We start from the raw sequence: 25,818 nt of genomic DNA, 5'->3' as shown, positions 1-25,818 counted from the left end.
CCGGTCCCCGGGTGCTCAGGCCTCCTGGCGCTCGAAACCCTTGTAGCCGGCGTCCGCGACCTCGGCGAGCTGCCCGCGGTAGGCGCCGATGCCGGCCATGTAGAACATGACGGCGTTGCGCTTGCCGGGGATGTTGGCACCGAAGATCCACGAGTCGGCCTGCGGGAACAGGGTCATGTTCGCGATCTCCTCGCAGGTGGCGGTCCAGCCGGCCTCGGCCTCCTGCGTCGGCTCGATCGTGCGTACGCCGTCGCGCTCGGCGTCGGCGACGAGCGCGGCGATCCACTCGACCTGGGCCTCGATGCTCGGCGGCAGGTTGGTGAACGGGCCGTTCGGGCCGAGGATCATGAACATGTTCGGGAAGCCCGCCTTCGACACACCCAGGTAGCTGGTCGGGCCCGCCTCCCAGTGCTCGTCGATGTGGCGACCGCCGCGTCCGCGGAGGTCCATGGCCCGGTAGTTGCCGTCGACGGCGTCGAAGCCGGTGGCGAACACCAGCACGTCCAGCTCGTGCTCGACCCCGTCGGCGGTGCGCACGCCGGCCGGGGTGATCTCCCGAATCGGGTTCTCCTTGATCGAGACCAGCTCGACGTCGTCCCGGTTGAAGGTCTCGTAGTAGCCCTCGTTGCACAGCGGCCGCTTGGCGTAGAGGTCGGTCGGGGTGAGCTTGCGGGCGGTCTCCGGGTCCTCGACGATCTCGCCGATCTTCGACCGGATGAACGCCGCGGCGGCGGCGTTGGCCTCGGGGTTCGTGGCGATGTCGCAGAACGTCCCGAACATGAACCGGAAGCCGTTGCCCTTGTCCCAGTTCTCCTGGAACACCCGGCGCCGCTCCTCCTCCGACACGCTCATGGCCTCGACGGTGCTCTCCTCGAACCCGAAGGCCACCACGGAGTTGCGGACCTGGTGCCAGATCTCGTCGAAGTTCTCCTTCGTGCGCGCGACCTCGGCCTGGTCGACGGGGCCGTTCCCGGAGGGGACGCAGTACTGCGGGGAGCGCTGGAAGACGGTGAGGTGCTCGGCCATCCGAGCGGCGGCGACGATGAACTGGGTGCCGGTGGAGCCGGTGCCGATCACCCCGACCCGCTTGCCGGTGATGTCGAGGTCCTCGGGCCAGGCGTTGGTGTGCACCAGCCGTCCGGCGAAGGAGTCCCGGCCGGGGATGTCGGGCATGTTGCTGCGCGCCAGCAGACCGAGGGCGTTGACGAGGTAGCGGCTGGTCAGCTGCGCGCCGTCGGCGGTGCGCACCGTCCAGAGTGCGGTGTCCTCGTCGAACGTCGCGCCGGTGACCTCGGTGTTCAGCGTGATGTCGCGACCGAGGTCGAACCGCTCGACGACGTGCTCGAGGTAGGCGAGCACGTCCGGCTGGTCGAGGTAGCGGGTCGACCAGTCCCACTCCTGCAGCAGGTCCCGGTCGAAGGAGTAGCGGTAGACGAAGCCCTCGGTGTCGGACTTGGCGCCGGGGTAGCGGTTGAAGTACCAGGTGCCGCCGACCCCGCCGCCCTTCTCGAACGCCTTGACGGTCAGGCCCAGCTCGTTGCGCAGCTTGTGCAGCATGTAGATGCCGCCGAACCCGGCGCCGATCACGATGGCGTCGACGTCCGGGGCGACGTCCGGGGTGGGCGTGCTGGTGCTCATCGGAACTCCGGTGGTCTCGAGAGGCGGGCGGGTCAGGCGCGGAACCAGGCGGCGACGGCGGCGATCTCCGAGTCGGCCTCGGGTGCGTTGCCGGCCATGAAGGGGAAGACGTGCTGCATGTCGTCGACGACCGAGAGGGTCACGTCGACGCCCACCGCGCGGGCCTGCTCGGCGAGCCGGGTGGCGTTGTCGAGCAGGGACTCGGCCGCGCCCGCGTTCACGTAGAGCGGCGGGAAGCCGGTGAGGTCGGCGTGGAGCGGGTTCGCCAGGGGGGTGCGCGGGTCGATCCGGCCCTCGGCGAGGACCCCGGCGATCATGCCCTCCAGCAGCGGGACGGTGATCAGCGCGTCGGTGGCGTCGTTGGTCACCAGGGTCTCGCCGGAGTTCTCCATGTCCAGCCAGGGGGAGAACGCGATCACCCGGGTGGGCAGCGGCAGGCCCTGCTCGCGCAGGGCGAGCGGGATCGCCACGGCGAGGTTGCCGCCCGCCGAGTCGCCGATCGTCGTGATGTCGGTGATGCCGCGCTCGCGCAACGCGGTGAACGCCGCGACCCCGTCCTCGACCTGCGCCGGGTGGGGGTGTTCGGGGGCGCGGCGGTAGTCGAGGACGAAGGCGGTGACGCCGAGGGCCTTCGCGACGTGCGCGGCGAGCTTGCGGTGGCTGGCCGCCGACCCGACGGCGAAACCGCCGCCGTGGGTGTAGAGCAGCACCTTGGTCGTGTCCGCGCCGAGCGGCAGCGCCCAGATCCCGGGGACGCCGCCGACGGTGTCCTCGCGGTAGGTGACGTCCTCGGGCTCGCGGGTGGGCTGGTGCCACTCGTCGAAGATGCTGCGGAACAACCGCGTCGTCAGACCCGGGGTGGTCGCGAGGATCTCGGCCCAGTCGGCGTAGAGCGCGCGCAGCACATCGGACCGTGGGTCGCTCTGCACGGAGTCGGTGGTCGGGTCCGCCGCGGGCGCCGAGGGCGTCGTCGTCATCGTGTGTGTTCCTCCTCGAACCGGTTGTGACGTGGCCCTCACCTTCCTCGGCGGCGGGCGGCTCGGCGTGTTCCGTTCTGGAACGGGTGGCGGTGTTCCAGAACGGAACACCCCGGGGGCGGCGCGGCAGGCCTAGCGTCCGGCGTTGGTGGTCGTCCCGGCCGCCGTCAGGCACAGTGAACGGCAGTGGTGGCGCCGATGTGCCGGGCGCCGTCGTCGAGGGATCACGAGGCAACGATGCGTCGAGACCAGGTGCGTAACCCGCCGACCACCCTGACGTCCGCCGAGCGTGAACGCATCCGCGCGACCCGCGAGTCCCTGCTCGACGGCGGGCTGCTCAGTGCCGCACCCGGGGCCGTCGGGGTGCCCCAGTACATCGAGAAGAGCTGGCGGCGCTGCATCGGGGAGAACGTCCCCGCCGCGGCCACCGACCTCGCCTACCGCGCCCCGGACGACGTCCACCCGACCCTGCGCCGCGCCGCCGGTCCGGTGCTCGAACGGCTGCAGGACAGCTTCGCCGACGTCCCGGTCGCGATGGTGCTCTCCGACGCCGCGGGCCGCATCGTCCTGCGCTACGCCCCCCACCGCCGGCAACGGGACGTCATGGACAGGGCGAGCGCCGCGGAGGGCTTCGACTTCTCCGAGCACTCGATCGGCACCAACGGCATCGGCACCGTGCTCGTGGAGCGCACGCCCGTGCTGGTCCGCGGGCCCGAGCACTACAACGCCCTGCTCGAGCAGCTGACCTGCGCGGGCACCCCGATCATCGAGCCGTACACGGGTGTCCTGGTCGGCAGCTTCTCCCTGGCCTGCACCCTGCGGGACGTGCACCCGCTCATGACGGTGATGGCCGGGGACATCGGCCGCCAGATCGAGGCCCGCATGGTGGACGAGGCGGGCGACCGCCATCGTGGGCTCGTCCGCGCCTACCTGTCCCTCGACCGGACCTCGGGCCCGGCCCTCGTCGTCGACGAGGACACCGTGCTGGCCAACCGGCTGGGCCTCGCCCACACCGGGCCGGAGCTGCACGCCCTGCTGTGGCCGTACCTGAACGAGCACGCGCCGCCCCGCCCGGAGCGGATGCCCGTGCCCCTCGCCGACGGCCTGCGCGACGCCCTGGTCGAGCCGATCGGCGACGGGGCGCGGCGGGCGTTCAGCGTGCGCCCGCTCCCCACCGCCATGCGGTCGCCGTCGGCCGCGCTCTCCGGCGGCGCCCGCTCGCGGGCCGACGCCGTGCGCAGCGCCGAGGGGCCGGCGCGTGAACCGGTGCACTTCGACCCGGCCGTCGAGCGCCAGATCGAGATCGCGGCGCTGCACGGCGAGACCATCGCGGTGACGGGCGCGGGTGGGACCGGCAAGCTGTCCACGGCGCTGCGGGCGCTGCGGGGGCGTGGTACCGGGGAGCCAGTGGTCGTCGAACCGGCTCTGCAGCCCGCCTGGTTCGACGCCGCCCGCTCGGCGGCCTCGGAGGGTCGCGGCGTGGTGGTCCGCAGGGTGCACACCGCACCCACGCCCACCACGGCCCAGCTCCAGGCGCTGATCGAGACCGGCGCCCCGATCGCGCTCACCGCCGAGCTCGACGGTGCCGACGACGCCGTGCTCGGGACGGTGCGCCGCGTCGCGACCACCGTGCGCCTTCCCTCGCTCGCGCAGAGTCGGGAGCACCTGCCGGCGCTGGTGCGCGAGATGCTGGCCGAGCTGCCCGAGCCGGAGTCGGGCACCCGGCTCGCCCCGGCGGTGTGGGAGCGCCTGGCGGGCTGGCACTGGCCGGGGAACCTCGCCGAGCTCCGCACCACGGTGGTCCAGCTGGCCCGGCGGGCGCGCGCGGGCACCGTGGAGGTCGACGACCTGCCCGAGGAGCTCCGCACGGTCCGCCGTGCGCACGGGCTGATGGAGTCCGCCGAGCGGGACGCGGTCGCCGAGGCGTTGCGGGCGGCGGACGGCAACCGCAGCCGGGCCGCGCAGGCGTTGGGCATCGGCCGGAACACCCTCTACCGCAAGATGCGCGAGTTCGGACTGGGCTGACGGCCCGGCACCGGGTCCGGCCGGGCCGCCGGCTCGACAGGTCACCGGATCGTCGGCGCGGGGCAGCCTGACCACTGGATCCGGCCGAGCAACGGCTCCCGACAACCTCGTGGAGCACGAGACCGCTACAGCGCGAGCCCGCCGTCGACGACGAGTTCGGCGCCGGTCATGAAAGGGCAGTCCCCGGAGGCGAGGAACAGCACTGCCCGGGCGATCTCCTCGGCAGTGCCGCGCCGGCCGAGCGGGGTGGCTGCGGTGACGGAGTCGATCTGCTCGCCGGGCAGGACGTCGATCATCGTCGTGCTGATGAAGCCCGGGGCCACCGAGTTGACCCGGACACCGTGCGGGCCCAGCTCGACGGCAGCGCACTTGGTCATGCCCCGCACTGCCCACTTGGTGGTGGAATAGCCGATCTGGTTGGCGTAGCCGCGGTGCCCGCCGATCGACGACACGTTGACGATGGAGCCGGTGCCCGCCCGCTTCATTCCGCCGGCGACCGCCCGCATTCCGAGGAACACTCCGAGCTGGTTGACGCGGTAGTGCCTGTCGAAGTTCTCGACGCTGGTCTCGCTGATGTCGTGGCCGGGGTCGAGGATGCCGGCGTTGTTGACGAGCAGGGTGATCTCGCCGAGCTCCTTCCGGGTCCGGTCCAGGAGCTCGGCCCACGACTGCTCGGAGCTCACGTCGTGAGGCAGGTAGCGGTGTGGCCCGCCGAGCTCGTCGGCCAGCGCGCGACCGTGCTTCTCGGAGCCGCCGGCGATCACGACGGAAGCGCCGGCGCCGGCGAGCGCGGCGACGACGGCGGCGCCGATGCCGCGGCTCCCTCCGGTGACGACGGCGATCTCGCCGGTGAGGTCGGTCGCTCGGGCGGATCCGAGGGCGGTGGTCTCGGTGGTCATGATCGTCCTTCCCTGGGTGTCAGGTCGTCGAGCCAGCTCGCGAGTGCGTCGGTGACCGCCTCCGGTTGTTCCTCGGTGACGAGGTGGCCGGCGTCGGCGATGGGGGCGAAGGTCGAGTTCGGGAGTCGCTCGTGGATCGCGTGGGCGTGGTCGACGGCGATCCCGTTGTCGCCCTCGCCGTGGAGGACCAGTGTCGGGATGGTGATGTCGGCCAGGTCGGGCAGCCGGTCCGGTTTGTCGATCCACGAGCGGTACTCGCCGTACAGGGCTCGAGCGGGGCGGCGGCGCCACTTGGCGGTCCACCGCTGCGCCAGGTCGGGCTTCTCGGCGAGCGCCTGCTTGCCGAAGATCACCGGGCGGAACGCCTCGACGACGGACTCCGGGATCGTCCCGTCCGTGTCGAGGGGTGCGAGAAGGGCGCCGAAGGTCCGCCGCTCCTCAGCGGTGTAGGCGGCCGCCTGGGTGGCCATGAGGACGAGGCCGGCCAGCCGCTCGGGGTGGCGGAGCGCGAGCTCGACCGCCATGAACCCGCCGACGGACATGCCGAGCAGCACGAACCGTTCGGCCCCGGCCGCGTCGGCCACGGCCAGGCAGTCGTCGACGAGGTCGTCGAGCGAGCGCTCGGTCCCGAATCTGCTTGTGCCGGCTCGGCTGGTGTAGGCGATGGTGCGGTACCGGTCCCTGAGCGCCCTGGTCTGGGGCGCGAACATCGTGCGGTCGAGCAGTGTGCCGTGGCTGAACAGCACCGCGGGTCCGGATCCCTCGTCGGCGACATCGGAGTCGGGTAGCGGATCGGGCGTGCTCATGTCGTCATCCCTTCTCGGTCACGGCGGCGGGCGCCGGCGTCCCGGCGACGTCGGGGGAGGCCGTCGCGGCCTCGTCGGCGAAGACCTGCTCCAGCGTCTTGCCGGTGACGCGCGGGCCGAGGGCCCGGATCACCAGGGCGCCGACGGCCAGCAGGACCCCCATCGCGACGAACACCCCGCCGAAGCCGACCGTGCCGAACGCGAAGCCGATCGCGACGGGCGCGGCCAATGCGCCGACGTTGCCTGCGGTGGAGACGAGCCCGGCCCCGGTGGCGCGAACGGCCGTCGGGTACACCTCGGAGGAGTAGGGGAAGAAGATCCCCGAGATGCAGGTGATGCAGATCGACAGCGCCATGCCGATGAACAGCAGCACCACGCTGTCGCGGGGGATCACGGCGAGCGCGACGGAGGAGACGGTGGCGAACGAGAAGAACGTCACCAGGAGTGTGCGCCGCTCGAACCGGTCGCTGACGACGAGGGCGATCAGGTATCCGATCGGCTGAGCGACGAAGAGCAGGAAGCTGTAGAGCGAGGCGAGCCCGGGTGCGACGCCGATCTCGAGGAACAGCGACGGCATCCAGGTGAAGAAGCCGAAGAAGGCGAACAGGAACACGAACGACGAGATCCAGGTGGCGGTGGTGACCCGGGCCAGACCGTTGCGCCACACCCCCAACGGCGAGCTGGACACGTGCGGGGTCGGCGGGACGACCGCCGTGGCGGGCACCGGCGCGAGCGGTCGGCCGGTCGCGGCGACGACCCGGGCCTCCAGCCGGGTGACGACGGCGTCGGCCTCGGCGGCCCGGCCTCGGCTGAGCAGCCAGCGGGGCGACTCCGGCAGCGAGCGCCGCCACCACAGCAGCACCAGGACCGGCAGGCCGCAGAGGACCGAGGCGATCCGCCAACCGTTGTCCAGGGGCACCACGAACGAGCCGAGCAGCGCCGCGACGACGTTGCCCAGGGAGAAGAAGAAGGTGACGCCGCTGACGAAGCGGCCGCGGTTGCGTCCGGTGGCGAACTCGGAGATGTAGGGCGAGACGATGGCGGCCTCGGCGCCGGCGCCGAGCCCGGCGACGATCCGGGCGATGATGATGAAGGTCAGCCCGTCGGCGAAGGCGATGGAGACGGACGCGGCGCAGAACAGCAGCAGGGCGTAGAGCATCACGCTCTTACGACCCAGTCGGTCTCCGAAGAGACCGGCTGCGACCGCGCCGACGATCATGCCGACCGGCGCGGCCCCGCCGATCAGGCCGATCTCGCCGTTGGACAGGCCGAACTCCGCCTTGAGGTAGGGGAGCATGAAGCCGATGATCACGATGTCGAGCGCCTGGAAGAGGTGCCCGAGTCCGCCGGCGAGCAGGATTCCGTACTGCGGGCGGGCCATCGGGAGGCGTTCGAGCCGGGCGAGGATCTGCGGATCGGGCCGGGAGGTGGGCGGGGGAGTGGCGTCGACCATGTCGACCTCCGTTGGTCGAGGTGGACGTGCGGGACGGATAAGCGTGGGCGGCCTCGGGTGTCTCAGGTGGTGCCGGCGACCCGGGCGGGGTGGGTGTCGTCGGTGAGCGATCGGCCCGCCGTCTCCGGCAGCACCTTCGCCAGGACGAGACCGATCACGAGAGCGATCGAAGCCAGGTAGAGGGCGGGTGCGAGCGGGCTGCCGGTACCTGCGGCGAGCGCCGCGGCGACCAGGGGGGCGGTGCCGGCGATGGGGCCGGCGCCGAGGCTGAACGCGACCGCGGCACCGCTGGAACGGGTGCGGGCCGGGAACAGCTCGACCAGCACGATCGACGACATCACGTTCAGCCCGGCCTGCGGAACGGCGAACAGGCACATGCCGAGGAACGCCGCCCAGGGTGAACCCGATCCGATGAGCAGCAGCACCGGCACTGCGAGCACGGCGTGCGCGAGCGCGGCGCCGACGTAGACCGGCCTGCGGCCGATGCGGTCCGACAGCCGCCCCGCGAGCGGGCACAGCACGACGTAGACCAGCAGTGCCGCCGAGCTGACGAGCAGTGCGGTGCGCCGGGAGCCGTCGACCGACATCGCGTTGGCGAAGTAGGTCGCGAGGTAGTAGAAGCCGACGCCGGTGATCGCCGCGCAGGCGAAGGCGACGAGAAGGTTCCGCCGCTCGGTGCGCAGGGTGTCGCGCAACGGGCTGCTGGAGACGCCGTCCTGGGCCTGCAACTGCTGGTAGACCGGGGTCTCCTCGAGCCGCAGCCGCAGGTAGAGCCCGGTGAGCCCGAGCGGTGCGGCCAGCAGGAAGGGCAGCCGCCAGCCCCAGGATTGCATCTGCGCGGGATCGAGCGTCGACTCCAGGAGCAGCACGAGCACCGTTCCGGCCACGATGGCCAGACCGCCGGAGGCGGAGATCAGCGCGGCACGTGCGCCGCGCCGGTCGGGCGGGGCGTACTCCGCGAGGAAGGCCGAGGCGCCCGTCCACTCGCCGCCCGCGGACAGGCCCTGCACGCAGCGGAGCAGGACGAGCAGCAGGGGCGCCCAGAACCCGATCGTGGCATAGGACGGGAGGACGGCGATGAGGGTCGTGGCCACGCTGATGCCGAGGACGGCGGCGGACAGCGCGACCCTGCGGCCGTACCGGTCGCCGACCGAGCCGAGCAGTGCGCCGCCGAGCGGGCGGAACACGTAGGCGACGCCGAACACCGCCAGCGAGGCGAGCAGCGAGACGACCGAGTCCGTGGCGGGGAAGAAGACCCGGCCGAGGGTGACGGCGACCGCGCCGTAGACGGCGAAGTCGAACCATTCGGTGAAGTTCCCGATCAGCGTCGCGGTCACGACCCTGCGAGGCATGGCGGAACTCATGGCGAGGCTCCGATGGTGTGGCGGGCACGGCCCGGTGGAAGGAGTGGAGGTGGGCCGCCGGCGGGATGGCCGGCGGCCCGGTCGGGTCCAGCCGGCGGCGACGCTCGCGACCTGCCGGTCAGGTCATCGAGGTGACCGGTGGGAGGAGTGCTCATGGCCTGCTTCCCGTGCGAGGTCCGGCTACCGGCCGGGGACCACGAGGGGTGCCGTCTCGCTGCCGTGGGCCGGGGTCCAGTTCGGGATCGGGGTGAAGTAGTGCAGGTCGAAGACACGCTCGGTCAGACCCCACCGGCCGTCGCGGCGTTCGAACCGGTCGCGGTAGACGCCGCCCACCTGGGTCGGTCCGAGCTCGACGTTGGTGACGAGGCAGTCGAGCGCCGAGACCGCGGTGCCGGTGTCGCCGTCGGCACCCAGGTCGACGACGACGTTGCTCATCCAGTGGTGCATGCGCGGGCTCTGGGACCAGAGCAGGTGCGCGGCCTCCACGATCCCGTCGACGCCGGCGAAGTCGCCGAAGGGCTCGCCGAGGCGCAGCTCGGCGCCGTCGTGCCAGATCGAGCGCAACAGGTCCACGTCCTGGCTGTCGAAGGCGTGGGCGTACTCGGCGATCAGGCGGTGGACCGCGAGGGTGCTCTCGAGCCGGTCGAGGCGGAGGTCGATGTCGGTCACGGGCTCGTCCTCACTTCGAGTAGTCGATGATGCCGCGGATGATCTTTCCGTCGCGGAGGTCCTGGTAGCCGTCGTTGATCTCGTCGAGGGTGTAGCGGCGGGTGATCAGCTCGTCGAGCTTGAGCTGCCCGGCGTCGTAGAGGCGCAGCATCCGGACGATGTCGTACTGCGGGTTCGACGAGCCGAAGAGCGTGCCCTTGATCGTCTTCTGGTTGAAGACCATGTCCGAGCCCGAGACGTGCACAGTGAGGTTGGCGGGGTTCGCGACGCCGGTGACGACGACGGTGCTGCCCTTGCCGATGACGTTGAAGGCGTCGGTGATGACCTCCTCGGTCATCACCCCGACGACGCAGATGGCCTGGTCCGCGCCCTCGCCCCAGGTGAGCTGCTTGACGGCCTCGGCGGCCTCGCCTGCGGTGGCGAAGACGTGGGTGGCGCCGAACTCCTGAGCGGCTTCGCGCTTGAACGCGACCGGGTCGACGCAGATCACGTACTTCGCGCCGGCGTGTGCGGCGCCCTGGACGGCGTTCATGCCGACCCCGCCGAGGCCGTAGATCACGACGGTGTCGCCGGGCTTCACCCCGCCGGCGTTGACCGCGCTGCCCCAGCCGGTGGGGACCCCGCACCCGACGAGGACGGCCTTGTCCAGCGGGAGCCAGTCGTCGACCTTCACACAGGAGAGCTCGGAGACGGTGGCGTACTCGGAGAAGGCGCCGAGCATGCAGAACGCGCCGATGTCGCCGAGCTCGGCGTCGTGCATACGGAAGGTGCCGTCGGGCATGGAGCCCTCGAGGATGGTGGCACCCTGGTTGCACAGGTTCTGGCGACCGGTGGAGCAGTAGCGGCAGATCCCGCAGGAGGGGATGAAGCTGCACACCACGTGATCGCCGGGCTGCACCTTGGTCACGCCCGGGCCGACCTGCTCGACGACGCCTGCCGCCTCGTGGCCGCCGACGATCGGGAAGCGGACGACGTTGTCGCCGTCGACCATGTGCAGGTCGGAGTGGCAGAGGCCGGCCGCGGTCATCGTGAGCAGGACCTCGCCCGCCCGCGGCTCGTCGAGCTCGATCTCGCGGACGTCGAAGGGGGTGTGGTAGCCGGTCAGGACGGCGGCGCGTGTCTTCACGACGGGTCTCCTCAGGTGGGGGTGATCGGTGGTGGTCAGCCGTGGAAGGTCCAGACGGACTTGGTCTCGAGGTAGCCCTCGAGGCTGTCGGGTCCCAGGTCGCGGCCGTAGCCGGACTGTCGGTAGCCGCCGAACGGGGCCGCCGGGTCGGTGAGTCCCCAGCCGTTGACGTAGACCGTCCCGGCACGCAGCGCCCTGGTGGCGCGGTGCGCGAGGCTCACGTCGCGCGTCCAGATGCCCGCGGCGAGGCCGTACTCGCTGTCGTCGGCGCGGCGCAGCACCTCGTCGGTGTCGTCGAAGGGCAGCACGGTCAGCACCGGGCCGAAGATCTCCTCCGTGGCGCAGGCCATGTCGTCGCGGGCGTCGGAGATGATCGTGGCCGGGTGGAAGAACCCGTCCGCGGACACGTACGGCCCGACGTGGACGGTGGCGCCCTGCTCGACCGCGAGGGTCACGTGCTGCCCGACCTTCGCCTTCTGCGAGGCGTTGACCAGCGGGCCGAGCTCGGTGCCGTCGTCCAGGCCGTGGCCCGGCCGCAGACCGTCGGCGATCACATGAAGCCGCTCCACGACCTGGTCGTGCACGGAGCGGTGGACGTACAGCCGCGAGGGGGCGCTGCAGGTCTGGCCGGAGTGCCAGAAGATGCCACCGGCTGAGCCCTCCACGGCCGCGTCGAGGTCCGCGTCGGCGAAGATGATGTTCGCGCTCTTCCCGCCGAGCTCCAGCGTCACCCGCTTGACCCGGTCCGCCGCTCGGCGGGCGATCTCCTTGCCCACGGCGGTCGAGCCGGTGAAAGTGATCTTGTCGACGCCGGGGTGGTCGACCAGAGCCTGGCCCGCCTCCTGTCCGCGGCCGGGCACGACGTTGAGGACTCCCGCGGGCAGACCGGCCTCGACGGCCAGCTCGGCCAGCCAGAGCGCGGAGTGCGGGGTCTCCTCCGAGGGCTTCAGCACGATGGTGCAGCCGGCGGCCAGGGCGGGCGCGAGCTTCCAGCCGCACAGCAGCAGCGGGAAGTTCCAGGCGGTGATCGCGCCGACCACGCCGACGGGGTCCTTCTCGGTGGCGATGTGGACACCCGGGTGGGAGGTCGGCACCGTCGAGCCGACGATCTTGGTGGGCCAGCCGGCGAAGTAGTGGAAGCTGCGGGCGGCGAACTCGACGTCGATACCGCGGGCGGCGGCGCGGACCTTGCCCGCGTCGAGCACCTCGAGCTCGGCGAACTCGTCGGCGTGCTCGAGGATGGCGTCGCCGATGCGGTGCAGGACCTTGCCGCGCTCGATCGGCGTCAGGGTCCGCCACTCCGACGCCGGGTCGAACGCCCGGCGCGCGGCCTGGACCGCACGGTCGACGTCCGCCGCGTCGCCGCAGGCGGCGGTGCCGATGCGGTGGCCGTCCGCGGGGTCGAGCACGGGGAGGGTCTGTCCGCTCAGGGCGGGCAGGGCCTGCCCGTCGATGTACACGTGGGGCGGTAGATCCAGCCTCGTGGCCACGGCGGGGGAAAGGGCGCGCGTGTCAGCGCTGAGGGTCATCAGCGACTCCTTCTCGATACTTGATACAATTGCACACCGTGTCAGCGAGTACAACCACTGGCTTGTCGATACTCCGCTGAGCTGCAGATTCACTCTGGCTGCGGGCCAGGGCTCCGGGGTAGCGGGGGGTGCATGGACCACCATGGCACCTTGCGCAAGTTGTATCAAGGATCTAACGTCGAGTGCAGAGACGGGAGCTCACTGCTCTCGCCAACGGTCCCCTGGAGGCGTCGATGCCCCCCACGAACACCTCGGATGCCTCGGCTCCTGCGCAGACCCGGCCCTTCCGCGAGGGCCTGGTGTCGCTCGAGCCGCCACGTCTGCTCGGATCCCGCTGTGGCGCGTGTGCCACGGCGACCTTCCCGCCCCGCGAGTTCTGTCCGGCCTGCCGCGCGGTGGACGGGCTGGAGCAGACCGAGCTCGACCGCCGCGGGCGGATCCACTCGTTCACCGTCGTCCGGCAGGCCCCGCCCGGGGTCGCGGTGCCCTATGTCCTGGCCTGGGTGGACCTGCCCGCCGACCAGGTGCGGTTGATGTCCACCGTGGTGGGTGCGGAGCCGGAGGCGGTCGAGCTCGGCCTGCCGGTGGAGCTCGAGCTCACCCCGTTCGCCACCGGCGAGGACGGCGCCGAGCTGCTGGGCTTCCGCTTCCGCGTGATCCATGGGGAGGAGGACGCATGAGCCTCGCACCCGCCCATGTCGCCGGCGCCGGGATGGTCCGGTTCGGCAAGTACCCGGCCGACGTCACGCTCGAGCGCATGGCGGTCGGGGCGGCCCGCACCGCGCTGGCCGACGCCGGAGCCGACCTCGGACAGGTCGACGGGCTCTACGTCGGCCACGTGTTCGGCGGCCCGGTGGCCGGGCAACGGGTCGCGGCGCAGGTCGGACTGGACGGCAAGCCGGTGTCCAACCACGAGAACTACTGCGCCAGCGGCGCCACCGCGGTCCGCGAGGCCTGGATCGCCCTGGCCGCCGGGTTGCACGACGTCGTCCTGGTGATCGGCGTGGAGAAGATGACCGACCGGATCTCCGGCGGGGTCCGCCCGGACCCCGGTGACCTCGACGCCGCCGTCGGCTACGTCATGGCCGCGGGACACGCGATGAGTGCCCGCCGCTACATGGCCGACCACGGGGCCACCCGGGAGCAGATCGCCGCGGTGGCCGTGAAGAACCACGCGCACTCGGTGCACAACCCCTTCGCGCAGTACCAGAAGCCGATCTCCCTGGAGCAGGTCCTCGGGGCGCGGCAGATCGCCGAGCCGCTCGGGCTGCTGGACTGCAGCCCGATCTCGGACGGCGCCGCGGCGGTCGTGCTGTGCAGCCCCGCGGGCCTGCGCCGGCTGGGGCTCTCCGGCGCGGTCCCCCGCGTGCTGGGGGTGGGGCTGGTCAGCGGGGCCGTGCAGACCGGGCTCGGTGATCTCAACGCCGAGGACGTCTCACGGCGGGCCGGCGAGGAGGCGTGGAAGCTGTCCGGGGTCGGCCCGGACGAGATCGACCTCGTCGAGATGCACGACTGCTTCACCATCGCCGAGATCGTCCGCATGGAGGGCCTCGGCCTGGTTCCGCACGGACGGGGCGCGGCGTGGGCGGCCGACGGGCACACCGCCCTCGGCGGACGGCTGCCGGTCAATCCTTCCGGGGGCCTGCTCTCGCGCGGCCACCCCGTCGGCGCCACCGGGGCCGCGCAGGTGTGCGAGCTGACCTGGCAGCTGCGGGGCACCGCGGGTGGCAGGCAGGTCGACGGTGCGCGCACCGCCCTGGCCTACTGCAAGGGCGGCACCGTCAACGGCACCGACGGCGGCTCGGTCACCACGGTGGTGATGGCGCGATGACGACCTCCACCCTCCGGCCGGTGCACGTCGTGGGAGGCGGTGGGCTCGGCCCGCTGGTCGAACGGGCGCTGGAGACCGTGGACGCCGTGGCCCCGTCGGCGTGCGTCGTCGCGCCGGTGCCCCGGCCTACCCCGCTGGCCGAGCTGACCGACGACCGGCTCGCCGAGGAGGTCGTCGGTGCGCTCGAGGCGGTGCTCGCCGCGGTCCAGGGCGAGCTCGCCCACCTCGGGTCCGGCGCCCACCTCGGGTCCGGCGGCCGCCTCGTGTTCGTGCTGCCCGCCGAGCCACTCATGGCGGTCGGCGGCGGCACCGCGTGCTCCGCGGTGACCAACGGCGTGCTGTCCATGGCCCGCACGCTGTCCATCGAGCTCGTCCGGGACGCGGTCACCGTCAACGTCCTGGCCGTCGCGGCCGAGAGGTCGAGCGGCGGCACCGACCCCACTGCGTCGCTGACCGCCCAGCTGGCGGCCCTGCTCGGGCCGGGCGGCGAGCGGATCACCGGGCAGGAGATCTACCTGACCGCCGGCTCCGACTTGGGAAGGCTGCGCCCATGACCGCCCTCACCGGCAGGATCGCCCTGGTCACCGGGGGTGCAGGCGGCATCGGACGCAGCATCTGCGGCACGCTCGCGGCCCGTGGCGCCACGGTCCTGGTCGCCGACCTCGACGGGGAGGCGACGGCCGCCGCGGCCGCCGCGATCGACGTCGAGCACCCGGGCCGAGCGCACCCGCTGGTCCTGGACGTGAGCGACGCCGCGTCCCGGACCGCGGCGATCAGGTTCGGCGCCGACCTCGGCGGGGTGGACCTGCTGGTCAACTGCGCCGGCGTGCTGCGCGACGCGCGGATCGGGCGGCTCGAGCCCGCCCTGTTCCGGCGACTGCTGGAGATCAACCTGCTCGGCCCGCTGGCCCTGACCCGCCTCGCCGCGCCCGGCATGGCCGCGCGGGGCGGGGGAGCGGTCGTGAACCTGGCCTCGCGCGCGTGGCTCGGCACGTTCGGGTCCACGGCCTACTCCACGGCGAAGGGCGGGCTCGTCGGCGCGACGCGGTCGCTCGCCCTCGAGCTCGGCCCCGACGGGATCACCGTCAACGCGGTGGCCCCCGGCTTCGTGGAGACCCCGATGACCGACGGGCTGCCCCCGGACATCCGCGGCCGCACCCTGGCGGCCATCCCGGTCGGCCGGGGCGGCCGTCCCGACGACGTCGCCGGCGCCGTCGCCTACCTCGCCGAGGCCCCCTACGTCACCGGGCAGGTCCTCGTCGTGTGCGGCGGGCGCAGCATCGGCGACCCCTACGCCGCATGAGGAGACCCACCGTGCCCGACGCCGCACCGCAGCCGACCGAGGGGCCCCTGACCGGGACCAAGGTCGTCGAGTTCGCCGGGCTCGGGCCCGGCCCGTTCGCCGCGATGCTGCTCGCCGACGCCGGAGCGGACGTCCTCCGGATCGACCGCCCCACCGGCCCCGTCGACGGCGGCGCGCTCACCCGCGGCCGCCCCTGGATCGGACTCGACCTCAAGGACCCCGCCGACCTCGACACCGCCCGGGCGCTGGTCCGTCGCGCCGACGTGCTCGTCGAGGGATTCCGGCCCGGCGTCATGGAACGCCTCGGGCTCGGCCCCGACGACTGCCGGGCGGACAACCCCGGCCTGGTCTACGGGCGGATGACCGGCTGGGGGCAGGACGGGCCGCGTGCCCGCGAGGCCGGTCACGACATCAACTACCTGGCGCTGACCGGGGCGCTGCGCTCGATCGCCCGCCGCGGCGAGGCCCCGGTCCCGCCGCTGAACCTGGTCGGCGACTACGGCGGCGGCGGGATGATGCTGGCCTTCGGCATCGTCACCGCCCTGCTCGAGCGGCACCGCAGCGGGCGCGGGCAGGTCGTCGACGCGGCCATGGTCGACGGCGTGAGTCTGCTGATGACCGGGATCTGGAGCCGCGCCGCGCAGGGCCGCTGGTCGGACGAGCCGGGAACCAACGACATCGACACGGGTGCGCCGTTCTACGACGTCTACGCCACCGCCGACGGCGAGTACATGGCTGTCGGCAGCATCGAGCCGCAGTTCTGGGCCCGGTTGCTGCAGGGCCTGGGGCTCGACCCCGACACCCTGCCCGCCCAGTGGGACCGCGAGGCGTGGCCGCAGTTGAAAGAGGTCGTCGCCGACGCGTTCGCCACCCGCACCCGCGCGGAGTGGACCGAGGTCTTCGCCGACCTCGATGCGTGCGTCACCCCGGTCCTGTCCCTGGCCGAGGCCCCCGTCGACGCCCATCTCCATGCTCGGCGGACCCTCGTGCAGCGGCCGGACGGGCCGCAGCCGGCCGCCGCACCGCGTCTCGACCGCACCCCACTACAGGCCAGGGAGGCCGGAGCGGTGGAGAAGGCCCTCGGTCGCTGGGGCGTGTCGCTCACGGCAGGTGCGCGGTGACCGCGGCGCAGTCCACCCCGCCGGGCCGGGTGATAGTTTATCCAGAACTGAACGGGCGATCGGGGGGAGCCGGCGTGGCTGGACGAGCACGCGCTGCCGCTCGCCCCCGTCTGCAGCGCCGGGCGATGAGCGTCGAGGTGGCCGAGCACATCCGCTCGATGATCTTCGACGGGCGTCTGAAGGCCGAGCAGCGCGTCCCGCAGGACGCCATCGCCGAGGAGCTCGGCGTGAGTCGCCTACCGGTGCGCGAAGCGCTGATCACCCTCGAGGCCGACGGTCTGGTCGCCTCCGAGCCGCATCGCGGCACCTTCGTCGTACCCATCCGCGCCGAGGACATCACCGACCACTACCGCCTCTACGGCATGGCCCAGGGGCTCGCCGCGGCCGGGGCGGTCCGGCGGATGACCGAGCCGGTGCTGACCAGGCTCGAAGAGCTGCATGCGCAGATGTGCGCCAGTGAGGATCCGGACCTGCTGCACGACCTGAACTGGGAGTTCCACTCCCTGATCAACAGAACGGGCGCGAGTCGCCGGACCCTGTCGGTGCTGCGACACCTGTCGCACAACCTGCCGCGCGAGGTCTACAGCCTGCCGGCCGCCGCGAGCCCGCAGGCCAACCGTGGGCACGCGCGCATCATCGCCGCGCTGCGCGCCGGCAACGAGGCCGAGGCCGACCTGGCCAACCGCGAGCACGTCCAGCAGGAGGGCGACCAGGTCGTCGCGGCGCTCAAGCGCGACGGCATTCTCGCCGACTGACGACCACCCCGCCGGGCCGTGCCGCTCCCGACGCGTTGCCTGTATCAAAGATCCGAACAAGGGAGGTTCGGGACGTGACCACTCCCGTCGCTGTGGTCGGCGTCGGCACCACCGACTTCGGCGCCCTCGGACGCACCGCCGACGACCTGGCCGGTGAGGCGTTGCGTGTCGCCCTGGACGACGCCGGTCTTTCCGGTGTCGATGTCGACGGGCTGCTGACCCACCGCGTGGACAGCTACGAAGGCCTCGCGGCCGAGCACGGACTCGACCCGCGCTGGACCGTCGCGCTGCCGCCGGAAGGACGCATGACCGGCCCGGCCCTCCAGCTGGCCGCCGCCGCACTGCGCGAAGGCCTGTGCCACACCGTGGTACTGGTCTACGGCAACGACGGACGCACCCGTGGCGCCACCTACGGCGCCGGCAACTCCGGCTCGACCGCCGCGGGCGAGGGATACGGCACCACCCCCGCGCTGACCGCGCCGTACGGGATGACCTCGCCGGGGGCGTTCTCGGCGCTGATGCTGCAGCGTCATCGCCACCTGTACGGCACCACCGAGGAGCAGCTCGGCGCCGTCGCCACCACCTTCCGCGCGCACGCCGCCCTCAATCCGCAGGCTCTGCGCCGCGACCCGCTGACGCTGGAGGACTACCTCGCCTCCCGCTACGTCGTCGCGCCTCTGCACCTGTTCGACTACTGCCAGATCAACGACGGTGGCGTCGCGCTCGTGCTCACCACGCTCGAGCGGGCCCGCGACCTGCGCCGCGCCCCGGTACACGTGCTCGGCGCCGCCCAACGCGCCCGGCTGACCGGGTCCGACGTGCCGCCGGAGGACTTCTGGGCCGATGCCCTGACCGAGGTCGGGGAGGCGGTGCTGCGGTCGGGCGTGCGGAGCCGCGGGGACGTCGACGCGCTCATGGTCTACGACAACTTCAGCCCGAACGTGCTGTTCACTCTCGAAGGTCTCGGCTGGTGCGAGCCCGGCGAGTCGGGGGACTGGGTTTCCGAGGGGCGGATCGCCCTGGGTGGTGAGCTGCCCTGCAACACCTCCGGCGGTCAGCTCTCCGAGGGCTACCTGCAGGGTTGGGGCCTCGTCGTGGAGGCGGTGCGCCAGCTCCGCGGCGAGTGCGGGGCGCGTCAGGTGCCCGGAGCTCGCACGGTCCAGTACGCCTGCGCCGCCCCGATCGTGTCCTCGGTGCTGTTCGGACGGGAAGCCTGATGGACGTCCGACCTCACGTCGACGGGCTGCGCGCCGGCCTGCTGCGGGTGGCCCGCTGCGGGGCCTGCGGGACGGCCGCCTTCCCGCCGCCGCGGGTCTGCCCGCGCTGCGGCGCCCGCGACGCCGTCGAATGGTTCACCGCGTCCGGCCGCGGCACCGTCTGGAGCGCCGTGGTCTTCCACAAGACCTACCTGGCCGAGCACCCCGCGCCCTACCCGGTCGCCGTGGTCGAGCTCGCGGAGGGCCCCCGACTCGTCACCACCCTCGCCGGCCTGCCCGGCGAGGACCTCCGGGACATCGGGCAGGCCGTGACCGCGGAGATCGACGCGAACCGCGAGCCGCCGCGTGTCGTGTTCCGTCCCGACCCAGAAGGAGAAGCGCCATGAGCGCCTCGACCGGCATTCCCCTGCACGCGGCGTCCGACACCGGGCCGGCCGCCCTCACCGTCCCCGAGGTCCTGGACGATCTCGCCGCGCGTCGTCCCGGTGCCGAGGCCGTCGTCGGGCCGGAGGGGCGGGTCACCTACGCCGAGCTCGCCGACCGCACCCGCCGCCTCGCCGCGTTCCTCGCCGACACCGGCCTGCGCCGTGGCGACCGGATCGGGATCCTGCTGCCCAACGGCGTCCGCTGGATCACCGCCGCACTCGCCGCGCACCGCGCCGGACTCACGGTCGTCCCGGTCAACACCTGGTACCGCGCCGCCGAGCTCGACCACGTCCTGAGCACCTCGGAGGTGCGCCTGGTCGTCACCGACACCACGATCTTCGGCCGCGACACCCTCGGCGAGCTCACCGCGGCCGGCTTCGGGCGGCCCTTCGCCGACACCGACCCCCCGCCGGCCGACGGCTACCGCGGCGCGCTGGTCTGGCCGGCCGAGGTCGAGCTGCCCGGGCGGGCCGACCCCCGGCCTCTCGACCCGCCCGCCCCGAGCGACCTGGCCCTGCTGCTCTTCACCAGCGGCAGCACCGCCCGCCCCAAACCCGTGCCGCTGGAGCACGGCAAGCTCCTACGCAACGGCTACGAGATCGGGCGCCGCCAGCACCTCGTCGCGGGCGACCGGCTCTGGATCGCGGCCCCCTTCTTCTTCGGCTACGGCTGCTCCAACGCCCTGCCCGTCGCCCTCACCCACGGCGTCACGCTGTGTCTGGAGGAGCGCGTCGACGGTGACCGCTCGCTGGAGTTCATCGCCCGCGAGCGCTGCACCGTCTACTACGGACTGGCGCCCACCACGCGCAACCTGCTCGCTGCTCCGTCCTTCGGCCGCCACGACATCTCCTCGCTGCGGACCGGCACCACCGGCTTCACCGCCGAGGACAAGCGCCTGGTGGTCGAGGAGCTCGGGGTGGCCGAGATCTGCAGCATGTACGGGCTGACCGAGGGCTACGGGCACTCCACCGTCTCCGACGCCCACGATCCGCTCGAGGTGCGACTGCACACCTCCGGGACTGCTCTGTCCACTCAGGAGATCCGTATCACCGGCCCCGACGGCGGTCTCGCCACGGGGGAGACCGGCGAGATCGAGTTGCGCGGCTGCGTGATCGAGGCCTACCTCGGCGGGGCGGAGCTGAACGAGGGCGTGTTCCGGCCCGGCGGCTGGTTCCGCACCGGCGACCTCGGCTTCCTCGACGACGGCCGGCGACTGCACGTCGTCGGGCGCAGCAAGGAGATGCTCAAGGTCAAGGGCATCAACATCGCGCCCCTCGAGGTCGAGGAGCTCCTCTGCAGTCACCCCGAGGTGGACCAGGCCTACGTCGTCGGCCTGCCCTCGTCCGACGGCGACGAGACCATGGTCGCCGTCGTGGTGGCCCGCCTCGGACACGATCCCGCACCAGACCTTGCGGCCGCTCTCATCGCCCACGTCAAGGCCCGAGCGGCCGGTTACAAGGTCCCGAGCCGGATCGAGGTGTTCAGCCAGGACCAGCTGCCCCTCACCGACACGGGCAAGGTCAGTAAACGGGCTCTGCGTGACGTCCTCGCCGGGGGTGTGGCATGAGCATGCGCACCCTCGCCGCCGGAATCGGCTTCACCGAAGGGCCGTTGTGGACGACCGACGGCCGGCTGCTCGTGGTCGCCATGTCCCGCGGGCTCGTCGTCGAGATCGATCTCGACGGCGGTGTCCTCGCCTCGATCGAGGTCGGCGGCGGACCCAACGGACTCGCCCAAGGCCACAGCGGCGCGATCTGGGTCGCGCAGAACGGCGCCGCCCTGCGCCCCAGCCGATCCGCCCGGCCCACCCCCGCAGGACTGCAGCGCCTCGACACCGACCAGGTCGTCGACGTTCCCGTGCCGGGAGCGCTGGCGCCGAACGACCTCGCCACCGGGCCCGACGGGCGCATCTGGTTCACCGACCCCGGCCTGCCCGGCAACACCGGCGACGGTCGGCTCTGCGCCCACGACCCGGTCACCGGGACGACCTCGGTCCTCCTTGACGGCCTCGCCTTCCCCAACGGGCTCGCATTCGGACCGGAGGGGGACATCCTGTACCTCGCGCACACCCACGACGGCGTCATCACGCAGCATCGGTGGACCGGCGACCGGCTCGTCCCCATCGGGACTCCCGGGGTGCTCGCCGCGGGTGGCCCGGACGGGCTTGCCCTCGACGCCGACGGCCGGCTCTACGCCGCCGCCCCCGACGCAGAGGCGATCTTCGTCTTCGAGCCCGACGGCCGGCCGGTGGGCGAGATCCGATTCCCCGAGCCCACCTTCCCGACCAACCTCTGTTTCGCCGGCCCGGGGCTCGACGTCCTCGTGGTCACGGGCGCCAAGGGCGGTCGGGTGCTGCTCGTCGAGCTGCCAGGCCGTACCCGCGGCCTCGCCCTGCGGGCGGGAGCAGCGTGACAGCGGGCTCATCGGCCGGCGACCTCCCCGAGCTGCTCACCGAGCTGCGCGGTCTCGTCGCTGCGTGCCCCACCGGATCGCGGCTGCCGGCGGAACGTGAACTGGCCGTCCGGCTCGGGGTCGGACGGGCGGTCGTCCGCTTGCCCTGCGCGAGCTGGTCCACTCGGGGACGATCCGGACCCACGCCCAGTCCGGCAGCTACGTGTGCTGATCGAGGGAATGCGCGCGACGAAGGTGTCGAGACCGGCGGCCCGGCCGGCTGTCCCGTGCGGAACGGCGTCGTGACCGAGCGCGATGCTGCGGTCGGCGCCGAAGACGTAGCGCGAGCGGTTCTGCGGATCATCGCCCGGCCGGGTCGCCTCCCGGCCGGGTCGCCTCCGCGGGCGCCACCAAGGGCTTCCCCGACATCAGCAACTACGTCGCCGCCGAGGGCGGCGTCGTCGGGATGCTCAACCCGAGGGCCGCCGAGCTCGGCCCCTCAGCATCCGCGTCGACGCGCTGTCGCCCACGAACGTCGGCACCGACCTGTTCCTGTTCGACGCTACGTCACCGCATCGAACTGCACGTCGACGCCGGCGTCGTGCGCTGACCCGGGGCGCCCCGCCCGAGGCGGACCACCCGTGTCGAGAGGGTGGAGTTGACCTGTGAACGCGCTGTCCGGGCGCCCTTCTCGGGCGCGGTCGGACGCGGCAGCCCGGCCCGACCATCCTGCAAGGGGTAGGGCCGGGCCAGGGCCCGGTCAGATCCGGGACAGTCCCTCGACGGCAACGGCGTCGTCTGCGCCGGTCTTGCGGTCGGGTTCCGTGACGACGGGCTCGTCCTGCATCCGCCGGTTCTTCGTCTCGCCGAGCGTGACGACACAGATCAAGCTGAGCAGCCCGAACCCGGCGATCATCAGGCCGACGGCGTAGCTGCCGAAGCTGCTGGACAGCTGGGCGGCGACCAGTGGGGAGACGGCGCCGCCGAGGACGCCGCCGAGGTTGTAGCCCATGCCGGCGCCGGTGTAGCGGTACCGGGTCTGGAACATCTCGGGCAGATACGCGCCGACGGGCCCGTAGGCGATACCGAAGATCGCGAGCGTGCCGATGAGGCCGATCGCGAATCCGATCCCGGAGCGGGTGCCCATGATCGGGAACAAGGCGAGCGCCCACGGGATGGACAGGGCGCAGCAGGCGAGGATGACGTTGCGGCGCCCGAACCGGTCGGACACGATCCCGGAGATCGCGGTGGTCGCGCCGAACACGACGGCGGCGGCGATGTTGAGGATGAGCACAGTACGCCGGTCCAGGCCCGCACCGGTCTCGCTGGCACCGTAGCTGGTGAGGAACGCGGTGCCCATGTAGAACAGCGCGAACAGGATGGTCAGCACCCCACCGCCGAGCAGGACCTCACGGGGCTGCATGCGGAAGACCTCGAGGATCGGCGCCCCGACGGAGGCGGTCGCCCGCCGCTTCTGGGCGGCGCGGAAGGCGGGGGTCTCGTCGATGGTCACCCGCACCCACAGCCCGATGCCGACCAGAACGACGGACAGCAGGAACGGTATCCGCCAGCCCCAGTCGAGGAAGGCGGGGCCGGTGTCGCCGAGCACGACGTCGATGGCGAGGAAGGTGCCGCTGGACAGCGCGAACGCCAGCGCCGGGCCCAGCTGCGGGAAGATCGCGTAGAGGCCGCGCTTGGTCGGCGGGGCGTACTCGGCGGCGAGCAGGGTCGCACCCGCCCACTCACCGCCGACCGCGAGGCCCTGCAGGAACCGCAGGACGACGAGGATGATCGGGGCCGCGATGCCGAGGGTGGCGGCCCCGGGCAACAGGCCGATCACCACGGTGGAGATACCCATCAGCATCAGCGTGGCAATGAGAGTCTTCTTGCGGCCGAGCCGGTCACCGTAGTGGCCGAACAGAATCGCCCCGAGCGGTCGGGCGATGAACGCGACGGCAAAGGTCGCGAACGAGGCCACGATGGCCGCGGCGGTGCCGAGGGCAGGGAAGAACACCTTCGGGAAGATCAGGGCTGCGGCGGTGCCGTAGATGAAGAAGTCGTAGAACTCGATCGTGGTGCCGGCGCAGCTGGCGAAGGCCACGCGCCGCAGTGGCGTCGAGCGAGTGGTCGTGTGCTCCATTGAGTCTCCGTTGGTTCAGCAGAACAGAACTGGGGGTGAGGCGGGTCCGGGCGACGTGCGCTCAGCGGATCGAAGATCCGATCCCTGGCGCCGTCGTCGATGCCGGTGACGTGGCGGGCTTCTCCCGGAACGATGGTGCGGCGTAGGAGCCCGGCATTGTCGACCAGCACATCGATGCGGCGGTCGCTGTGGACCCGCTCGATCCACCCGGCTCATCGTCGAGGTGGTGGCGGTCACGGGGTGCTGTGTCCGGCGGCGGTTCACGATGGACTGCCGGCTGGTGCGCCGGTGAGCCGAGGGGTGCCGGGGGACAGATCCAGGTCGCGCGGGAGGAGTTCGGTCTTGGCGCGGCCGTGATGGGCGCGGACCCCCTCCGGCGTCGGGCTGTGCACGACGGTGCCGTGGCGGACGACGGATACCTGCAGCGGCCGGCTGGGCCTCGTCCGGCCGAACAGGTGGCCGATCAGGTCCGGGGTGGCGACGACGCGCTCGCGGACGGCGTGCCCGGTGTCGTCGAGCTCGCGGGAGGCGCGCTTGATCCCACCGATCGACGCCTTGCCCACGCTGCGCTTGGCGACCGGGCGCAGCGGAGCGTCGGCGCCGGGGGCGTCGGCGATCGCGACGAGCTTGTAGATCATCTCGGCGGTGGGCGCGCCGGCGCCCGTGACCAGCCGGGTACCGACACCGAAGGTGTCCACGGGGGCATCGGCGAGCGCGGCGATGCGGTGCTCGTCGAGGTCGCCGGTGACCGTGATCCTCGTATCGCGAGCGTCGAGGGAGTCCAGCAGCGTGCGGGCCCGAGCGGCCTCGACGGCCGGATCGCCGGAGTCGATGCGGATCGCGCCGAGGTCGGTGCCGGCCACGTCGATCGCAGTGCGGATCCCGGCGCCGGTGTCGTAGGTGTCGACCAGCAGGGTGGTGCCGGTGCCGAGCGCGGCGACCTGGCCGGCGAACCCGGCTCGCTCGTCGGCGTGGGCGAGAACGAAGGCGTGCCCGCTGGTACCGGCGACGGGCACGCCGTAGCGCAGCCCGGCCTGCAGGTTCGAGGTGGCGGTGAACCCGACCAGGTACGCGGCGCGCGCAGCGGCGACCGCGGCTTCTTCGTGAGTGCGCCGGGATCCCATCTCGATCAGCGGCCGGCCGGTGGCCGCAGTGACCATCCGTGCGGCAGCGGTGGCGACGGCCGAGTCGGCGTTGAGGATGGACAGGACGAGCGTTTCCAGCAGCACGCACTCGCCGAACGTGCCGGAGACGGTGAGCACCGGCGAGTACGGGAAGTACAGCTCGCCCTCGCGGTAGGCGTCGATGTTGCCGGTGAAGGCGAACTCGGCCAGGTAGGCGGCGGTCGCGTCGTCGGCGACGCCGGTGGCGCGCAGCATTGCGATCTGGCCGGCGGTGAACCGGAACTCCTGCAACGCCTCGGTCAACCGGCCCAGTCCCGCGACGACGCCGTAACGACGGCCGGCCGGTAGGCGACGGGCGAAGACCTCGAAGGTGGCCCGGTGCGCGGCGGTGCCGTCGGCGAGGGCTGCGCGCAGCATGGTGATCTCGTATGCGTCGGTGTGCAGGGCCGTCGACGCGGCAGTGGTCGTGAGGGGGGTGACGAACGTGTGTCCCGCGTCGCGGGCACGGCGGTCGATGGTTCCGGTCACGGGCTTCCTTCCAAGGTCGTGTGCGGGTCGGTGTCGTGATCAGTTCTGCGACAGGGCAGCGCGTGCAGCTCGTTCGCCGAGACCGGGACCGGGCAGGCCGTCCGGCCGGTGTGCCGCGGCTGCGGCCTATGGGATCCGCAGAGGCCTACGACGATCTCCTTGTTGCGCGCCTCAGCTGTCGTGGAACCAGTCTCACGGTGGCCGTTCGTGCGCGACCTCCGTCGACCGGTCGACGGCCGGGCCGATTGTCGGGTCCACCGATCGGTCGGCCCCGTACCCCCGCCCGTCCGGACGTGAATCTTGAATTGCGGCCGCAGTAGATCTTTGTCGTGCCGGATCGGCGCGAGGGGCTCGCCCTGGTCGTCCGGGCCGCCGGGCTGCGCCTGGGTGGAGCAACGCCTATCCGGGCGGCGTCACTGACCAGCCAGGACAGTTCGCGCGCCCGGTATCCGCCAGCGCGGGTGGGGCTTCAGCCCGACGCGTCCTCCGATCGCGC

At 72.4% G+C, this 25,818-nt stretch carries 22 protein-coding genes; 11 read left to right on the top strand and 11 right to left on the bottom strand.

Features of this window, described 5'->3' with window-relative positions:
- Window positions 1–15 precede the first annotated feature (15 nt).
- Complete coding sequence (locus tag ACQP04_RS23320) at window positions 16–1,638, bottom strand: flavin-containing monooxygenase (RefSeq protein WP_433502693.1); 1,623 nt, start codon at window positions 1,636–1,638, stop codon at window positions 16–18.
- Window positions 1,639–1,670: 32 nt separating this feature from the next.
- A complete protein-coding gene (locus tag ACQP04_RS23315; protein WP_433502692.1) occupies window positions 1,671–2,615 on the bottom strand; it encodes an alpha/beta hydrolase in 945 nt (314 codons plus the stop codon).
- Window positions 2,616–2,852: 237 nt separating this feature from the next.
- Here ACQP04_RS23315 and ACQP04_RS23310 point away from each other — a divergent pair, with 237 nt between their 5' ends.
- Window positions 2,853–4,640 (top strand): sigma-54-dependent Fis family transcriptional regulator, encoded by a 1,788-nt coding sequence (locus ACQP04_RS23310; protein ID WP_433502691.1) that lies wholly within the window; start codon window positions 2,853–2,855, stop codon window positions 4,638–4,640.
- A gap of 125 nt (window positions 4,641–4,765) precedes the next feature.
- On the opposite strand, the gene ACQP04_RS23305 is transcribed toward ACQP04_RS23310, so the two are convergent.
- The 7 genes from ACQP04_RS23305 to ACQP04_RS23275 form a co-directional block, all read right to left on the bottom strand.
- A complete protein-coding gene (locus tag ACQP04_RS23305; protein ID WP_433502690.1) occupies window positions 4,766–5,539 on the bottom strand; it encodes an SDR family NAD(P)-dependent oxidoreductase in 774 nt (257 codons plus the stop codon).
- A complete protein-coding gene (locus tag ACQP04_RS23300) occupies window positions 5,536–6,345 on the bottom strand; it encodes an alpha/beta fold hydrolase (protein ID WP_433502689.1) in 810 nt (269 codons plus the stop codon). The genes ACQP04_RS23305 and ACQP04_RS23300 overlap by 4 nt, the downstream gene beginning before the upstream one ends.
- A 4-nt stretch (window positions 6,346–6,349) precedes the next feature.
- Window positions 6,350–7,798, bottom strand: coding sequence for an MFS transporter (locus ACQP04_RS23295; protein ID WP_433502688.1), 1,449 nt, complete (start codon window positions 7,796–7,798; stop codon window positions 6,350–6,352).
- A gap of 62 nt (window positions 7,799–7,860) precedes the next feature.
- A complete protein-coding gene (locus ACQP04_RS23290; RefSeq protein ID WP_433502687.1) occupies window positions 7,861–9,150 on the bottom strand; it encodes an MFS transporter in 1,290 nt (429 codons plus the stop codon).
- A gap of 192 nt (window positions 9,151–9,342) precedes the next feature.
- Window positions 9,343–9,831 carry a nuclear transport factor 2 family protein gene (locus ACQP04_RS23285; protein ID WP_433502686.1) on the bottom strand — a complete coding sequence of 163 codons (489 nt, stop codon included), beginning with the start codon at window positions 9,829–9,831 and terminating at the stop codon, window positions 9,343–9,345.
- Between the two features lie 10 nt (window positions 9,832–9,841).
- Window positions 9,842–10,957 carry an NDMA-dependent alcohol dehydrogenase gene (locus ACQP04_RS23280; RefSeq protein WP_433502685.1) on the bottom strand — a complete coding sequence of 372 codons (1,116 nt, stop codon included), beginning with the start codon at window positions 10,955–10,957 and terminating at the stop codon, window positions 9,842–9,844.
- A 35-nt stretch (window positions 10,958–10,992) separates the two neighbouring features.
- Window positions 10,993–12,486 (bottom strand): aldehyde dehydrogenase family protein, encoded by a 1,494-nt coding sequence (locus ACQP04_RS23275; RefSeq protein WP_433502684.1) that lies wholly within the window; start codon window positions 12,484–12,486, stop codon window positions 10,993–10,995.
- Between the two features lie 233 nt (window positions 12,487–12,719).
- Between ACQP04_RS23275 and ACQP04_RS23270 the strand changes: the two genes are divergently transcribed.
- The 10 genes from ACQP04_RS23270 to ACQP04_RS23225 all read left to right on the top strand — a co-directional run bounded on the left by ACQP04_RS23270 (window position 12,720) and on the right by ACQP04_RS23225 (window position 21,551).
- Entirely contained in the window at window positions 12,720–13,166 is a 447-nt protein-coding gene (locus tag ACQP04_RS23270; RefSeq protein ID WP_433502683.1) for a Zn-ribbon domain-containing OB-fold protein, read from the top strand.
- Window positions 13,163–14,317: a thiolase family protein gene (locus ACQP04_RS23265; RefSeq protein ID WP_433502682.1), complete on the top strand. Its 1,155-nt coding sequence runs from the start codon at window positions 13,163–13,165 to the stop codon at window positions 14,315–14,317. The genes ACQP04_RS23270 and ACQP04_RS23265 overlap by 4 nt, the downstream gene beginning before the upstream one ends.
- Complete coding sequence (locus ACQP04_RS23260; protein WP_433502681.1) at window positions 14,314–14,871, top strand: hypothetical protein; 558 nt, start codon at window positions 14,314–14,316, stop codon at window positions 14,869–14,871. The genes ACQP04_RS23265 and ACQP04_RS23260 overlap by 4 nt, the downstream gene beginning before the upstream one ends.
- Entirely contained in the window at window positions 14,868–15,620 is a 753-nt protein-coding gene (locus ACQP04_RS23255) for an SDR family NAD(P)-dependent oxidoreductase (RefSeq protein ID WP_433502680.1), read from the top strand. The genes ACQP04_RS23260 and ACQP04_RS23255 overlap by 4 nt, the downstream gene beginning before the upstream one ends.
- 11 nt (window positions 15,621–15,631) lie before the next feature.
- Complete coding sequence (locus tag ACQP04_RS23250; RefSeq protein ID WP_433502679.1) at window positions 15,632–16,741, top strand: CaiB/BaiF CoA transferase family protein; 1,110 nt, start codon at window positions 15,632–15,634, stop codon at window positions 16,739–16,741.
- Between the two features lie 125 nt (window positions 16,742–16,866).
- Window positions 16,867–17,496 carry a GntR family transcriptional regulator gene (locus ACQP04_RS23245; protein ID WP_037039863.1) on the top strand — a complete coding sequence of 210 codons (630 nt, stop codon included), beginning with the start codon at window positions 16,867–16,869 and terminating at the stop codon, window positions 17,494–17,496.
- A gap of 74 nt (window positions 17,497–17,570) precedes the next feature.
- A complete protein-coding gene (locus tag ACQP04_RS23240) occupies window positions 17,571–18,713 on the top strand; it encodes a thiolase family protein (RefSeq protein ID WP_433502678.1) in 1,143 nt (380 codons plus the stop codon).
- Entirely contained in the window at window positions 18,713–19,099 is a 387-nt protein-coding gene (locus ACQP04_RS23235) for a Zn-ribbon domain-containing OB-fold protein (RefSeq protein WP_433502677.1), read from the top strand. Before ACQP04_RS23240 ends, ACQP04_RS23235 begins: the two co-directional genes overlap by 1 nt.
- Window positions 19,096–20,706 carry a class I adenylate-forming enzyme family protein gene (locus ACQP04_RS23230; RefSeq protein WP_433502676.1) on the top strand — a complete coding sequence of 537 codons (1,611 nt, stop codon included), beginning with the start codon at window positions 19,096–19,098 and terminating at the stop codon, window positions 20,704–20,706. Before ACQP04_RS23235 ends, ACQP04_RS23230 begins: the two co-directional genes overlap by 4 nt.
- Window positions 20,703–21,551: an SMP-30/gluconolactonase/LRE family protein gene (locus ACQP04_RS23225; protein ID WP_433502675.1), complete on the top strand. Its 849-nt coding sequence runs from the start codon at window positions 20,703–20,705 to the stop codon at window positions 21,549–21,551. Before ACQP04_RS23230 ends, ACQP04_RS23225 begins: the two co-directional genes overlap by 4 nt.
- A gap of 739 nt (window positions 21,552–22,290) precedes the next feature.
- Here the strand turns inward: ACQP04_RS23225 and ACQP04_RS23220 are convergent.
- Both ACQP04_RS23220 and ACQP04_RS23215 read right to left on the bottom strand, forming a co-directional pair.
- The gene (locus tag ACQP04_RS23220) at window positions 22,291–23,670 is read right to left on the bottom strand and encodes an MFS transporter (RefSeq protein WP_433502674.1); all 1,380 of its coding nucleotides are present in this window, start codon (window positions 23,668–23,670) and stop codon (window positions 22,291–22,293) included.
- Between the two features lie 260 nt (window positions 23,671–23,930).
- Entirely contained in the window at window positions 23,931–25,310 is a 1,380-nt protein-coding gene (locus ACQP04_RS23215; RefSeq protein ID WP_433508423.1) for a nicotinate phosphoribosyltransferase, read from the bottom strand.
- Between the last annotated feature and the right edge of the window lie 508 nt (window positions 25,311–25,818).

Origin of the sequence: Pseudonocardia halophobica (assembly GCF_050948485.1) — a bacterium.
In the GTDB taxonomy this organism is placed as follows: domain Bacteria; phylum Actinomycetota; class Actinomycetes; order Mycobacteriales; family Pseudonocardiaceae; genus Pseudonocardia; species Pseudonocardia halophobica.
The sequence above is the reverse complement of the archived record's forward strand: the minus strand, read 5'-3'. Positions and strand labels throughout refer to the sequence as shown.